The sequence below is a fragment of the Pseudomonas sp. lyk4-TYG-107 genome (assembly GCF_030209055.1).
GTDB classification, from domain to species: Bacteria; Pseudomonadota; Gammaproteobacteria; order Pseudomonadales; family Pseudomonadaceae; genus Aquipseudomonas; species Aquipseudomonas putida_A.
The window spans coordinates 84,924-97,593 of the sequence record NZ_JARVST010000029.1; the positions used below are offsets into that span (position 1 = coordinate 84,924).

At 54.3% G+C, this 12,670-nt stretch carries 14 protein-coding genes, 1 tRNA gene and 1 pseudogene; 10 read left to right on the plus strand and 6 right to left on the minus strand.

Going from position 1 to position 12,670, the window contains the following annotated elements:
• Positions 1 to 125 precede the first annotated feature (125 nt).
• Together QRN61_RS23570 and QRN61_RS23575 are read left to right on the plus strand one after the other, a co-directional pair.
• Entirely contained in the window at positions 126 to 563 is a 438-nt protein-coding gene (locus tag QRN61_RS23570; protein WP_285375727.1) for an Lrp/AsnC family transcriptional regulator, read from the plus strand.
• 60 nt (positions 564 to 623) lie between these two features.
• A complete protein-coding gene (locus QRN61_RS23575) occupies positions 624 to 950 on the plus strand; it encodes a YceK/YidQ family lipoprotein (protein ID WP_027613773.1) in 327 nt (108 codons plus the stop codon).
• Positions 951 to 993: 43 nt separating this feature from the next.
• Here the strand turns inward: QRN61_RS23575 and QRN61_RS23580 are convergent, their stop codons facing one another.
• Both QRN61_RS23580 and QRN61_RS23585 read right to left on the minus strand, forming a co-directional pair.
• Positions 994 to 2,352, minus strand: a complete 1,359-nt coding sequence (locus QRN61_RS23580) for a hypothetical protein (protein WP_285375730.1) — start codon at positions 2,350 to 2,352, stop codon at positions 994 to 996.
• A 419-nt stretch (positions 2,353 to 2,771) separates the two neighbouring features.
• Complete coding sequence (locus QRN61_RS23585; protein WP_285375732.1) at positions 2,772 to 3,443, minus strand: Bax inhibitor-1/YccA family protein; 672 nt, start codon at positions 3,441 to 3,443, stop codon at positions 2,772 to 2,774.
• Between the two features lie 123 nt (positions 3,444 to 3,566).
• Between QRN61_RS23585 and QRN61_RS23590 the strand changes: the two genes are divergently transcribed.
• The 5 genes from QRN61_RS23590 to QRN61_RS23610 all read left to right on the plus strand — a co-directional run bounded on the left by QRN61_RS23590 (position 3,567) and on the right by QRN61_RS23610 (position 6,803).
• A tRNA-Ser gene (locus QRN61_RS23590) sits at positions 3,567 to 3,654 on the plus strand.
• A 177-nt stretch (positions 3,655 to 3,831) separates the two neighbouring features.
• A complete protein-coding gene (locus QRN61_RS23595) occupies positions 3,832 to 4,050 on the plus strand; it encodes a hypothetical protein (protein WP_096797644.1) in 219 nt (72 codons plus the stop codon).
• Between the two features lie 164 nt (positions 4,051 to 4,214).
• Complete coding sequence (sseB, locus tag QRN61_RS23600; protein WP_096797645.1) at positions 4,215 to 5,015, plus strand: enhanced serine sensitivity protein SseB; 801 nt, start codon at positions 4,215 to 4,217, stop codon at positions 5,013 to 5,015.
• 11 nt (positions 5,016 to 5,026) lie between these two features.
• Complete coding sequence (gene ybiA / locus QRN61_RS23605; RefSeq protein ID WP_027613778.1) at positions 5,027 to 5,572, plus strand: riboflavin biosynthesis intermediates N-glycosidase; 546 nt, start codon at positions 5,027 to 5,029, stop codon at positions 5,570 to 5,572.
• Positions 5,573 to 6,323: 751 nt separating this feature from the next.
• A complete protein-coding gene (locus QRN61_RS23610) occupies positions 6,324 to 6,803 on the plus strand; it encodes a hypothetical protein (RefSeq protein WP_167797073.1) in 480 nt (159 codons plus the stop codon).
• Between the two features lie 86 nt (positions 6,804 to 6,889).
• Here the strand turns inward: QRN61_RS23610 and QRN61_RS23615 are convergent, their stop codons facing one another.
• Positions 6,890 to 7,303 carry a hypothetical protein gene (locus QRN61_RS23615; protein ID WP_285375737.1) on the minus strand — a complete coding sequence of 138 codons (414 nt, stop codon included), beginning with the start codon at positions 7,301 to 7,303 and terminating at the stop codon, positions 6,890 to 6,892.
• Between the two features lie 357 nt (positions 7,304 to 7,660).
• Here QRN61_RS23615 and QRN61_RS23620 point away from each other — a divergent pair, with 357 nt between their 5' ends.
• A complete protein-coding gene (locus QRN61_RS23620) occupies positions 7,661 to 8,518 on the plus strand; it encodes a DUF2971 domain-containing protein (RefSeq protein WP_285375739.1) in 858 nt (285 codons plus the stop codon).
• 326 nt (positions 8,519 to 8,844) lie between these two features.
• A pseudogene (locus QRN61_RS27640) lies at positions 8,845 to 8,986 on the plus strand (LysR family transcriptional regulator); the annotation flags it as partial.
• Positions 8,987 to 9,008: 22 nt separating this feature from the next.
• Here QRN61_RS27640 and QRN61_RS23625 read toward each other — a convergent pair.
• Both QRN61_RS23625 and QRN61_RS23630 read right to left on the minus strand, forming a co-directional pair.
• The gene (locus QRN61_RS23625; protein WP_103367568.1) at positions 9,009 to 9,248 is read right to left on the minus strand and encodes a hypothetical protein; all 240 of its coding nucleotides are present in this window, start codon (positions 9,246 to 9,248) and stop codon (positions 9,009 to 9,011) included.
• An 83-nt stretch (positions 9,249 to 9,331) separates the two neighbouring features.
• The gene (locus QRN61_RS23630) at positions 9,332 to 9,562 is read right to left on the minus strand and encodes a hypothetical protein (RefSeq protein ID WP_027613841.1); all 231 of its coding nucleotides are present in this window, start codon (positions 9,560 to 9,562) and stop codon (positions 9,332 to 9,334) included.
• Positions 9,563 to 9,779: 217 nt separating this feature from the next.
• Between QRN61_RS23630 and QRN61_RS23635 the strand changes: the two genes are divergently transcribed.
• Positions 9,780 to 10,319 carry a GAF domain-containing protein gene (locus tag QRN61_RS23635; RefSeq protein ID WP_027613840.1) on the plus strand — a complete coding sequence of 180 codons (540 nt, stop codon included), beginning with the start codon at positions 9,780 to 9,782 and terminating at the stop codon, positions 10,317 to 10,319.
• Positions 10,320 to 10,386: 67 nt separating this feature from the next.
• Here the strand turns inward: QRN61_RS23635 and QRN61_RS23640 are convergent, their stop codons facing one another.
• Complete coding sequence (locus QRN61_RS23640) at positions 10,387 to 12,513, minus strand: TonB-dependent siderophore receptor (RefSeq protein ID WP_285375743.1); 2,127 nt, start codon at positions 12,511 to 12,513, stop codon at positions 10,387 to 10,389.
• Positions 12,514 to 12,670 lie beyond the last annotated feature (157 nt).

Sequence of the window (12,670 nt, forward strand, 5' to 3'; positions counted from 1 at the left end):
AAAGCGTGGCAAAAGTATGCCAAGCCGACCACGAGCGCCTCCAGCGCAAAAAGCAGGCTAAACTCGATTTCTGCCTTTTTTATCGTGGGTGGTTTCCCTTAAATGCCTAATACCGGAGTTGCGCCATGACCGACGATATCGACCAGCTCCTCATCAGCGCCTTGATGGACGACTCGCGTCGCTCGCTCAAGGCATTGGCGCAAATCAGCGGCCTGTCCTCACCCAGCGTGGCCGAACGCCTGCGCCGCCTGGAGGAGCGCGGCGTGCTCAAGGGCTATACCGTCGAGATCGACCCCAAATGCTTCGGCTATCAGCTCCAGGCGATCGTCCGGGTGCGACCACTGCCGGGGCAATTGCAGGAGGTGGAGCGGCAAATCATGTCGATCCCGGAGTTCACCGAGTGCGACAAGGTCACCGGGGAAGATTGCTTCATCGCCCGATTGCATGTGCGTTCGATGGAACAGCTGGACACCCTGCTCGACCGCCTCAATACGCTGGCCGAAACCAACACCGCGATCGTCAAGAAAACCCCGGTCAAGCGCCGTTTACCGCCGATGGCGTGAGTGCTTTTTGCGCCTGCGCGGCGTAGATTGAGGTTTTCCCGGCGAAAGGATTGGGCGGTAATGAGAATTCAGGCAGTGATGCTGACGGTGTTGATGCTCGGCGGGTGCGGGACGGTGCAGACCGTCGTGCTCAGCGACAAGGCTTCTGTGGACCAGCTGAAGACCAAGAAGAGCTACTGCGGCGCTGTTCCGCGCATTTACAGCGGTGCAACCTACGACTTCTGCATGCTGCACGCCGAAAAGCCTGATGACGTCGACGCGTTCAATTACAACAACGCCTCCCTTGGTCTGGTGGTCGATGCAGCAGTCTCAGGTGTGCTGGATACGTTTCTGCTGCCCTACACGATTTACAAGCAACAGGCCGATGGCAGCATCGTGATCAACTGATTGAAAACCTCCAAACGCCGAGACGTCTGGAGGCTGCTGCACTTTACTCGAGCAATTGCTGCAAGCTTGGGTCACGCATGACTTTTTGCTGAGGCTGCGAATTGTCGTCGCCTGTCTTGAGCATTTTCAACTTGAGGTTCTGAACCTTGGCGCAGGCGTTCTTGCCATCGGCGTAGATCCCGCTCATGTCACATTTCCATTCGAAATAATTAACCAGACCGCCTGACAGTTGCAGACTGTAGTCCGTGCTCTTGGTGCCTGGCGTGAATGGATGACCCGCCGGAATATTCTGGAACCACTTCATCCATTCCGCAGAACCCGGGCTCGGTATTTTGTCCTTGGGCTGGAAGGTGGGATTCATGATCGCCACCTGTGGCGACTCACCCGTGGCGTGGCAGCTCAGGCAAGAACTGTTGGGGTTGTCTACAGGCCCGTTGAGGCGACCGTTCCAGCCCAGGTGGGTGGGCGGCAGTTCTTTGGTGTTGGCGTTGATTGCCGTCTGCTGCAATGCCGGGTTGATTCTGGTTTCAGTCGGCGTCGGATTGGTGAAGTCATTGCCGGTTTCTTTCGGATCGTTACCCCACATGATCCCGACCGGAACGAGATTGTCCCAACCGGGTTTGCCGGTTTTAGCTCCGTTGTACTGGAAGGTGCCGAAAATCCAGCCGGTGTCGCTCATACGGATATCACGCACGGCGATGTCCATCTGAATGAGCGCAACATCTTTGATCTTGCGATTTGCGGACGTGAAAGTTTCAGTGATATAGCCTTGCCACAACACCGGGTTGACGAGGAACGGTACGGTGGTGCGATCAATATCGGCAAACAATGCCTTGCAGACTACGGTGCCATTGGCAAAGCTTTTGGGTTGCGAAGTGAAGCCAGGATCCGGGTTGTTCGGATCTTTCCAGACCTCGCCAATGGTGTAGGCGCCAATGTCGTTGTAAATGCCCACGGCGTAGGTCTGGCCGCTGGCGATCTGCGTCTGTGCCAGTTGTTTGACCGGAATCTGCGCTTCCTTGGTCAGACCATGAATACCTTCACGCCCCAGCGGGCCATAGTGCTGCCAAGGCATGTGGTACCACTGACGCAGCTTGTTCTTCTGTACATTCCAATCGACCTCGACATTGCCTTCCAGGCAATAGTGCTTCACCTCCTCCATGTAGGCACGCCAGGTTTCAAAGTTGTTGTCGGGTTTGGCCGGAAGTTTTTTGAAAAAATCCGGCAGCGCTCCTTGGGGAGCTTGGGTCGGGTAACTCTGGCTGAGTTCGAACAACGGACCTGAATATTGGCTGGCGGGTGGCTGATAGCCAAAATCGGGGTAGACACCGGCAAGAGTCGAGGCACTGAACAGTGCTGTTGTGATAGCCAATACGGCACGCTTTCCTTGGGGCTGGTTCATCGATGATCTCCTTGATTGGGACAACGCCTGCAGCGACCCATGAATCGAGTCCGACCACCAGGGCCTCCATTATTTTTTTGTTAATCAGGGACTCGGCTTGCGGGCCGAGAGCAACTCACGGTTGAATCTGGGTAGGCTGGCTTGGAGGACCTCCTGTTTTCCGGATGAACGAATACGACAACCCGGGCGAAGCTACGGGCTTGAACAGAAGAAGAAAAATGGGACGCGGGGGCTGTAGAAGGTGTTACTGCATGCCGACTCCTGTCGACCGCCTGCCGTTCTTCCTTGTCTTAGGTGTAGGCCAATTCCATAAAGGCGCCATGATTTCTTGAAAAAATGTCGGCGAAAGGCCACTACGCTTTCGCACGGGCAACAAAAAACCCGCCGAAGCGGGTTTTTTGTTGATTCACAAACAGCGATCAGTCGTCGCGGCTCATGATGCCGAAGATCTGCAACAAGCTGATGAACAGGTTGTAGATCGATACATACAGGCTAATGGTTGCCATGATGTAGTTGCGCTCGCCACCGTGGATGATCGCGCTGGTCTGGAACAGAATGCACACCGACGAGAACAGCACGAAACCGGCGCTGATCGCCAGTTGCAGGCCGCTGATCTGGAAGAACATGCTCGCCAGCGTTGCACCCAGCAACACGAAGAAACCGGCGGTGATGAAACCACCGAGGAAGCTCATGTTCTTGCGGGTGATCAGCACATAGGCCGAGAGACCACCGAACACCAGCGCGGTCATCGCGAATGCCGAACTGACCACTTCTGCGCCGCCCTGCATGCCCAGGTAACGGTTGAGGATCGGGCCGAGCAGGAAACCCATGAAACCGGTCAGCGCAAAGGCGGACACCAGGCCCCACGCGGAATCACGGAGTTTGTTGGTGAGGAAGAACAGCCCGTAGAAACCGATCAGCACCACGAAAATGTTCGGATAGCCGACGCGCATCTGCTGGGCCACGAAAGCCATCACACCGCTGAATGCGAGGGTGAGCGCCAGTAGACCGTAAGTGTTGCGCAGGACGCGGCTAACCTCTAGCTGCTCAGCCTGCACGCTGTTGTGAACTGCGTAATCCTGTTCGCGCATGGCGACACTCCTGTTGGTTTGAAACGTTCAGTGGCAAAGATCATAACAGACGCTCTGTAACAAGCCATGCACAGAGTTTGACAGTGTGTTTCATTCAGGTATTATGGCGCCCGCAACGCAAACGGAGGTGTGGCCGAGTGGTTTAAGGCAACGGTCTTGAAAACCGTCGACTGTAACAGGTCCATGAGTTCGAATCCCATCGCCTCCGCCATATTTGATACGACAAAGCCCTGATTATTCAGGGCTTTGTCGTTTCTGGGGGTTGAGGAAATCAATCGGCCGTCTCGTTTGGCACGGAAGCGTTCTCTGGAAGGCGTAAATGCCCTCCCGCCAAGCTTAACCAGCAAATAAAGATCTGCCGAATCAAGCGGCATACGGAAAAACACGGATGACTTCTTTCAGAAATGCTGGTTTCTGGGGCAAAGTTTGGGCTTGTGCGTGGGTAATGTTCCTGCTGCTGACTTCCGGCGATTCCGGCGCTAACTGGATGGATATAAGCTCATCCGGCCGCAAGCGCGTCTTCAGTCCTGGCTTTCTCGTGCTGTGCGTTTTTGTAGCGGTGATTGAGTTGATACTGCTCAACCACTTCTACGGTGCGCAAAACTGAAGACGAGATAGAGCATTCTTTCCACGCGGCTCGGCGTCATCACGCGGTGTTGCCTTCCTGATGCGGCAGATTTATCAGGCTTCAGTTCTTCCTGTTTTCACAGCAGCGTGAAAAACTGCGCGTTCTTTGTCACCCATTTTTTGCCTGCATTGATGGAACGGCCGATGGACATCATGGATACCCAGCAAGAAAACACCCTCGAAAAGTCACTCAGACTGGCGGCGGATGAACCCGCCCACCGACCTGATTTTTTCAAGACGCTGCTGAATTCGGATATCTACGTCCTCGGCACCGCCGGCACTGGCGAAGGGCGAGTCAACCTTGAGGCAGGCAGCAACATCAGCATTGCGCACTGGCAAAAGCCCGACGGCTCCGCTGTCATCCCGTTTTTCACTTCGTTGCATACACTACGAAGATCCATAAACAGCGAGGAGTCCTATATAGAGATCCCGGCCAGATCGCTGTTTGAAATCACGCTGGGCACTCCTCTTTTCCTCAATCCAAAGTCTCCTTACGGGAAAGAGTTTTTCCCCGAGGAAGTGCGCTACCTGCTCTCCGATGAGATCGGCCAGGGACCGGTGCAGCGCACGGTCGAAAAGGACACTCAGGTACTGCTGGGACAGCCGTCGCAATATCCCTCGAAGATGGTCCATTCGCTCAAGCAACTACTCGCCAGACATCGCAATGTGAAGCGCGCGTTTCTGGCATTGATGCATGACGCTTCGTCTGACCAAAAGCCTCATCTGATCATCGGGATCGAAGCGGACGGCGATTTTGAACAGGTCATGCGCGAAGCGGGCAGCGTTGCCGCGGACTTGGCTCCGGATGGCGAACCCGTTGACCTGTACCGCGTTCATGACGCAGATTCAGGCCTTAGCGATTACTTGCTCAAGCAAACCACGCCCTTCTATGAACGGAAGTCGGCAGGCTGGCTGCGTTCATTGTTTGGTTTTGACAAAGCATGAAGGAAGTCCAATTGCACGACTCCAAATATCTGGAAGACCTCCGCTCCCGCTTCAACGCTGGTGAGGAGCTGAACTATGTCTTTTTCTGGGGACACCAGCGAAGCAGGCACGGAGTCAGCGCTTCGTGCTTTAGCCAGTGGTTCGAAGCCGAATTTGTTGTCGACGGGCAACGCTACGCGACTGCCGAACATTTCATGATGGCAGAGAAAGCAGCCTTGTTCGGCGATCAGGACATTCGCGCTCAAGTGCTAACGGCGCCTACGCCCAACGCGGCCAAGGCGCTTGGCCGCAACGTGCGCGGATTCAACGAGCACGATTGGTTGCAACACCGATATGCAATTGTCGTCCGGGCCAACCAGGCCAAGTTCTCGCAAAACCCGGAGTTGAACGCATTCCTCAAGAATACCGGTTCTCGCATCATCGTTGAGGCCAGCCCGGTTGACAGCATCTGGGGCATCGGACTCGCCCAGGATCACGTAAACGCGAATAACCCCAACCTGTGGCAAGGCCTGAATCTGCTGGGGTTCGCGCTGATGCAGGTCCGCGACGAAACATGATTCGCCCACGTCGCAGTGGCGAACACCGCGACGGGCGTACCGCACAGAAGCCGGGCAACTTACGCGACCGCCCTCTCGTGCTCGCTTTTCCTTCGGGACGCTCAAACAATGAATGGGGGCGGACGCAGTTCCTGACGCGAAGAGTGCACCCTCTAACCAAACAGCAGAGCCACATCACATGCATTTCGTCCGCCACGGAGAGTACCTTGCCGCTTCACGTATTACTGGGCCTCGGCATAATCTCCTGCAACTGCGCCTAGGAGTTGGTGAGCAGCATGAGCCGATCTGTGAGTGTCTCCCGCCGCAGGGGGCATGTAATCACGAACCATTAGTTGAGGCTGTTATCGTTGCAAGCGTACTCGAAGGAACATCGGAGGCGAATCGACGCTTTGGCACCTCACATGTCGTTACCCACATCCGGTACGCCCGAAATGACACCAAGCCTGAAGTAGTCTATGGCCTCTTGGCTCTCAAAATACTTGAGCAGTTGCATGTCGGCGGCACATTCGTTGAGGGCAGCAATACTATTTAGTCCTTACCTCAAGCAGACTTCTGGGCAGGTAGTTAAGAGGACTAGTACAGCGCGGCCCTAGAGTGGAGTTGCATTGAGTCGTCCCCAATTTCAAAGAGCCTCTCAGGCCTCAAGGATGTCTATCAAGATACTGTGAGAATGTCAGCTTGTGGCCGATTGCTGCCGTTCGCGACCGACGGCTTTCGGCCAAAAGCGGACATTCGAACTCGAGACAATACGATGAATAAGAAAGCAAGAATGACTGCATTTCTGCTCAGTAAAGTAGCAGCCCAACCTGTGCCTGGCCGAACGTTTGACCCTGATCGCATGATCCGAATCCCCGATTGTCATTCAATCGTCGAAGTACTTCGCCTCATCAAACATGGCGGGCCAGAATGGGCACATCGTTACGTCACGATGTACTTTTCCGGTCCATCAAATGCTTGGGCTCTGGTGTACTCGCTTCAGGACACCAGCGCCCCGTACTTTGATTTCATGTACACCTGCAAAGAGCCGCCTCAGAAGGCCCTGTCCGCACTGCTAGGGAAGTATCCACAGTGCTCTGTCATAGATTGGTCACCCGGACGCCTGGCCTGCATCGAAGCTCAGGGGTTGGATGTTGATACTCTTGCTGAAATAATCCGGGATGTAACTGAAGCGGCTTGCGATGAACACATCATGTTCGTCGATGCTTCGTATGAGGAAATGGGTAGAGCGTGACCCAAGAGCGGGTGATCGAGCTGAACTTCCCATTCTGGAAAATAAATCCGTCCCCTTTTCTGTCCCCTTTTCTAAATTTTTGCCGTTTAAAAATCGATTTTGCATCGTGCTTCAGCGGACTGTATTCGTAATGTAAGACCAGACTCGAAGCACATGACAAGATGATGATCTGGTTGGATGTGATCTGTCAGGTAAAAGGCCTGTGTCTCTGCGTTGGACTCCACGGCTCCGATCGAATGAATAACACTATCGTCGCCATCGATTGGGTAATCATTCCGCCCACTTGATGAAAAGTAATCGACCTCATGGAAGCTGATAGTAATCTTGTGTGCTTCTTCGGTCGGCACCCAGGCTTCAGTCCGTCGAGTAAAGATGAGTACAGCCGACCTATCCATGATGTCGTAATTAATGGTGCTGGCGTGGTAGAAGTTATGAAGGTCATACGCACGGTTTTGAATCTCAACCTCAATATGCCCGAATTCGAAACCATGAAATTGCATGGGTAAGCCCTAATGATCTAACGGCAGGCGTGTATCGTACGGCATCGTCGCAATGACTGCTTTTGGCCGTTTTCTGCCTTTCGCGAAGGGCCGCAGCCGACGCGAAGCTGCCTCATGACTTTGATATCGATCATGTTGTCCCTACCGTGGACAATCGAAGCGGCATCATGCGTGCGTCCTTTAGGTACAACGACCTGTGTGCCTGCTCAGTCGTCACTATGCCGCCTTGCGCAGCTTTATGTCATCTTCCTACTATTGCGTCATTATCGATTCCTATGATACTTCTGCGGCCTAAGTCTTTATTCTTTGATGTATTATTTAAGTATTAAAATAAAATATATTGGAGGCAGCTAGAACATGAGTAACGACGACGGAGTGACTTACTACAAGTATCGTGGGTGCCTCAATAGGACTTGGGACATAATTACCAATCAGGAATTGTATTTCTCACTACCTCAGAACCTGAACGATCCTCTAGATGTATCTATTGATATTCAGTCTGAATATGAGCGCGCGAAATTACATGTCTATAAGACAGATACGCATCCCGAAGGGCGGCGATCATTCCTCGTTACTATGCTTGACAGTATTAGAAAGGGGGTTGATGAGAATGGCAAGGATATATATTTAAACCGAGCCCTCTATCTATTCATGCAGACTATAGGCGTACTTTCACTGTCTAAAACTGCCCATGACGCGTTGCTTTGGTCCCATTACGCAGACGGCCATCGAGGGGTATGCCTCGGATTCAATTCGGAAATCCTGCAGATTGATGGTGTCACTGGTATGGGGGACGTGAAGTACCTACCTAATCCGCCCTATATGGAAAAATTTTTGGAGCTAACTGATGAGTTCGGTGAGTTCTGCCGGCCTTGGGACGGATTGCATTTTACGGAAGAGCAAGGGAAGAATTTTTATAATAAACAGGTTGAAGCAATGCTTGAGATAGGGCTGTACACGAAATCCGAGGATTGGAGGTATGAGAAAGAGTTTAGGTTGACGTCGGCGCCTGGAAACCGCTCATTTCCGAACACCGCATTAGTGGAGGTAATTATTGGCGCTAAAACATCGCAGGCTGACGAGGGAAAAGTTAGAGAGCTACTTTCCGGCCCTGACTACGCTCATGTGAGGCTGAAGAAAGCCTTTAACATCCCCGGCACGTTTAGTTTTGGGTCTCGGCTGATAGATTTACAGAAACTGGAAAATCAAAAATAGTATTTTTTTATTTTTTGTAGGTGACTGTAACGAAAGGCAAGGTTACAGGTTTGCGATGGCGATGCCGCTGTATGTGCTGCTGACGTGTCTGAAAGGGAAGCACCGAAGCTTGCTAGCACCACCGCCTGATTGAACGAGGTGGATATGGGAAGCGACTGCCCGCTTCAGCGCTATGAGTGTCCGCTTTTGGCCGTTTTCTGCCCTCCACGAATGCCACAGATCGGCCATTAGCCGCCACTCACAAGCAAACTCGCTTTTTTGTAGCAATCAAACCAATAGCGATCTCCTTCAACAGCGCAGCCATGGCCTGGGACGCCTTCGCCGCCTGCCTCAGTTATACCCTCCTGTCCACTGGAACCAACTGGCGGTTCAAGGACGCTGATGTCCCGATTTCCGAACGACTGCGTGTCAATTCGCCTGAGTGTCGACGTGAGTATCGTCAATACAGGGTTGGGCATCGCGCAGGGGCTGGGGGCGAGCGAAGAAGAAATCAGTCAGCGCCTGCATCCTTCACGTCGATTTGCTTAATACCCACCAGACTGGCCTGCTCCAGTATCTCTTCAGCAGTCGAGTCAGCTGTTGGCATGATCAGACTGTTCTCAGCATCCCCAAAATGCAGTTCCAGCAGATGCATGGCAGCGTCGTGAATGGAGAGCTTCGACTGCTGCAACGCGAGTTGATGCGTACGGGACTCGCCGTTGAACAGGTACTCGATGGTGTAATTGCGCATTAATAACCTCAAAATCAGCGTGGCAGATAACTACCCTGACTTACCGGTCAATCGTTAGTTCAAGCGGATAAATGTTCTGCAGCTCAACTGCGAGAAAGCGTTTTCAGCCGCTCGACCAAAGCCGCTTCAAAAATGACGTACAGCTTTTCAGCATCGCCGGCACGCAGAACCTCGCTGGTTTCCAGCCCAAGCACGAAGCCATCCGCACGAGCCCCCGCCTTCACGGCGATGATCATCGAGTCTGCCCGGACAATCTGCGCCAGGAGCCGATCAGCTTCACGTTGCATCTTTTCGCTCAACACTACACCTTCCACTTTCCTCACCTTTCATTCAATGCGACATCCAACATTTATGAGATCAAGGCTACGCCGCCGATAACGGCGCCTCAAGCCGCACGCCAATGACGCTTCGCTATTGCAGCCATCAGAAACCTTTGATGTGAACGAATCCATTTTGTTTAGTATCAAAATGGGCAGTTTCAAAAGCGTTTAGCAGTCGCCAACTTAAAAAATCATGACCGGAGAACAATGCATGCCCCTCAGTGACACCATTGACAGAGCGTTGCTAAGCGCAGAGGAACGTTCCTCTATCGCTGAAATTGAAGCTACAACCAATATTCTGCAGCTTGTTACACGCATGACCGGGACGCGGTTCGCGGCGATCGCGAAATTCACCGAGACTGACTGGATCGTCTGTTCCGCCTACGATCCGATCGAGCTTGGGATCAACTCCGGCGACACACTGGAATTGGAAACCACGCTGTGCAGTGAGTTTCGCAGAGACCCTCAGGTGCTTTTCGTGCCGCAGATAAGTCGCGACGGCAGATTTTCCACACGCCCCGTGGTGAAGCAATATTTGATTGAAAGCTACGCAGGCGCGCCCATTTTCCTTCCTGACGGACAACTTTGGGGCGCGCTGTGTGCGTTGGACTCCAGGGCGGTGATTTTCGATGACCCGGATCTTGCAGACACGTTAGGCCTGTTCGCGAGACTGATCGGCTGTATCTTTTACGCGAATCTGACGGAGGCCGGCAGCGGCTACAGCAAGAACGTTTCAAGCGTTATCGGATAATCAAGAAACAGCCCTGAATATTCAGGGCTGTTTCATTTGTGGCCTGTGAGAATTTTGCTCCACCCTGCTACAAGGTGTAGGAAACGCCGACCTGCACGGTTCGCGGCGCCCCCGGGTAGGCATAGACGTTGCCGAATGCGCCCTCTTCATAATCACGGTCAAAGAGGTTTTTCACGTCGAGATTGAGCCGCACCTTGTCATTGATCTTGTAGAAGCTGAGCAAGTCGACAACGGTATAGCTGCCCATCGAAAACGCGGTGTTGGCGGTTTGGCCGGCGCGCTCGTCGACGTACTTGAGGCCAGTGCCCAGGCCCAGTCCCTTGAAGGTGCCGTCCTGGAACTCATACATGTTCAGCAGGCTGAAGCTGTTCTTCGGGATGTTCATCAGCCGCGTGCCAGAGCGCAGCACGTTGTCCTTGGTTACCTCGGCATCGACATAGGCGTAGCCGCCAATCACCCGCCATTCGGGCGTCAGGTTGCCGGCCACGTTGACGTCGAATCCACGGCTGCGCACCTCGCCGGCCGCAACGCTGAAGGTCGAGTCAACCGGGTCGGTGGTCAGCACGTTACGTTTTTCGATCTGATAGATCGCCGCGTCGACGCTCAACTGCTGATCCAGCGCTTCCCACTTGAGTCCCATTTCATAGGACTTGCCCTTCTCTGGCTCGAACCCTCCGCCCTGGCGACTGGCGCCGGTGTTCGGCTTGAAAGAGCGCGCCGTGTCGGCATAGATCGCCAATGTCTCGGTCAGGTCATAGGTCACGCCGATGCGCGGAGTCACCGCGTTGTCACTGGCCTGCCAGCTCTTGCCACCGGGCACGTAAGTTTCGTAGTCATGTTCGAAGCGCTCGAAACGCGCCCCGGCCAACACCTTGAGTTTATCGGTCAACGCCACCTGATCCTGCACGAACGCGGCATACGTCTTGAGGTTTTCCTTGTCGTGCGTCGGCGTGCGGGTGAGCGCCGGGCGCGGCTGGCCGTAGACCGGGTCGAAGATGTCGATCGGGTACGCACCGACGGCGCCGCTGGAGCGCTGGATGATCGACTTGTAGTCGTAATCCTCGTACTCGATGCCGGTGAGCAACGTGTGCTGCAAACCCGCGGTATCGAAATGCCCTGTCAGGTTGAGCTGGGTATCCTTGTCGGTCCACTCCAGCTTGCGATAGTTGAAATTGCGCCCCAAAGTGCGGCCGTCATCGGCAATGCCATTGGCCTCGATTGCGTTGCCCTTGAGCGAACCGTCGAGCCACTGGAACCCGCCGCCCAGGGTCCAGTCGTCATTGAGCATGTGCTCGAAACGCATTTGCGCCATGTTGTTGTCGTTATGCAGTTTGCCAGCGTCTTTTTCGCCGAAAAAACTGTCGCGCGAAGCGGTTCCCGTCTGTTTTGCGTAACGGGTAAGGCCGCGATCCAGAGGCGCGTTGTTGCGCATGAAATCGCCTTCGAAAATCAGCTTGGTCGCGTCGGTTGCCTGCCAGGTGAGCACCGGTGCGATGCCGTAGCGCTCGGTTTCGACATGATCGCGGAAGGTGTCGCCGCCCTCGCCCACAATGTTCAAGCGATAGGCCAGACGCCCTTCTTCGTCGAGCGGGCCGGAAGCGTCCAGCGTGCCGCGTTTCATGCCCTGATCGTTGAGTTGGCTGCCCAGGGTGACGCTGCTTTCAGGCAACGGCTGCTTGGACACCACGTTGAAGGTGCCGCCAGGATCACCCCGACCGTAAAGCATGGTGGCCGGGCCGCGCAGCACTTCGAGGCGTTCGATTGTGTTGGCATCCGGCATGTTCGGATAGCCGCGGTTGATCGGAAAACCGTTGCGATAGAACTCGCCAGTGGTGAAGCCACGCACGGTAAACGTGGTCAGACCCTGCCCACCAAAATTGTTCGCCCGCCCCACGCCGCCGGCGTAGTCCAGCGCGTCCTGCAATCGGGTGGCGCCCAGATCTTCGACCGCATCCTTCGAGACGACACTGATCGATTGCGCAGTTTCATGGATCGAGGTGTCGGTACGCGTGGCGCTGGCCGAGCGCGTCGCGCGATAACCCTGCACCGGGCCGTCCGCCCTTTCGTAATTCGCCGTACCGATGACATCGGTAGCGTCCAGCTCCAGCGTTGAGGGTGATGCCCCCGTTTGATCAGCCCATGAGGCAGGCGACAATGCTTGCAGCACACAAATGGAAAGCAGGGTTCGACGCATGGAGAGGGAAACCTTTACGAATAGGCCAATGCAGGGGGTGAATCCGCCAAAAAACTCCCGCGCATGCTATACAAAATTATTCGCAATTAATACAGATTCCCATTAACAACAGTTGCCGCTGTCAATGCGGCACCGTCGCTCTGCGCCCTGCCCCGCC

Excerpts from the sequence above, each read along its gene's own strand:
- QRN61_RS23570 (WP_285375727.1), top strand. The coding sequence starts at position 126 with ATGACCGACGATATCGACCAGCTCCTCATCAGCGCCTTGATGGACGAC.
- QRN61_RS23575 (WP_027613773.1), top strand. The coding sequence starts at position 624 with ATGAGAATTCAGGCAGTGATGCTGACGGTGTTGATGCTCGGCGGGTGC.
- QRN61_RS23580 (WP_285375730.1), bottom strand. The coding sequence starts at position 2,352 with ATGAACCAGCCCCAAGGAAAGCGTGCCGTATTGGCTATCACAACAGCA.
- QRN61_RS23585 (WP_285375732.1), bottom strand. The coding sequence starts at position 3,443 with ATGCGCGAACAGGATTACGCAGTTCACAACAGCGTGCAGGCTGAGCAG.
- QRN61_RS23595 (WP_096797644.1), top strand. The coding sequence starts at position 3,832 with ATGACTTCTTTCAGAAATGCTGGTTTCTGGGGCAAAGTTTGGGCTTGT.
- sseB (WP_096797645.1), top strand. The coding sequence starts at position 4,215 with ATGGACATCATGGATACCCAGCAAGAAAACACCCTCGAAAAGTCACTC.
- QRN61_RS23610 (WP_167797073.1), top strand. The coding sequence starts at position 6,324 with ATGAATAAGAAAGCAAGAATGACTGCATTTCTGCTCAGTAAAGTAGCA.
- QRN61_RS23615 (WP_285375737.1), bottom strand. The coding sequence starts at position 7,303 with ATGCAATTTCATGGTTTCGAATTCGGGCATATTGAGGTTGAGATTCAA.
- QRN61_RS23620 (WP_285375739.1), top strand. The coding sequence starts at position 7,661 with ATGAGTAACGACGACGGAGTGACTTACTACAAGTATCGTGGGTGCCTC.
- QRN61_RS23625 (WP_103367568.1), bottom strand. The coding sequence starts at position 9,248 with ATGCGCAATTACACCATCGAGTACCTGTTCAACGGCGAGTCCCGTACG.
- QRN61_RS23635 (WP_027613840.1), top strand. The coding sequence starts at position 9,780 with ATGCCCCTCAGTGACACCATTGACAGAGCGTTGCTAAGCGCAGAGGAA.
- QRN61_RS23640 (WP_285375743.1), bottom strand. The coding sequence starts at position 12,513 with ATGCGTCGAACCCTGCTTTCCATTTGTGTGCTGCAAGCATTGTCGCCT.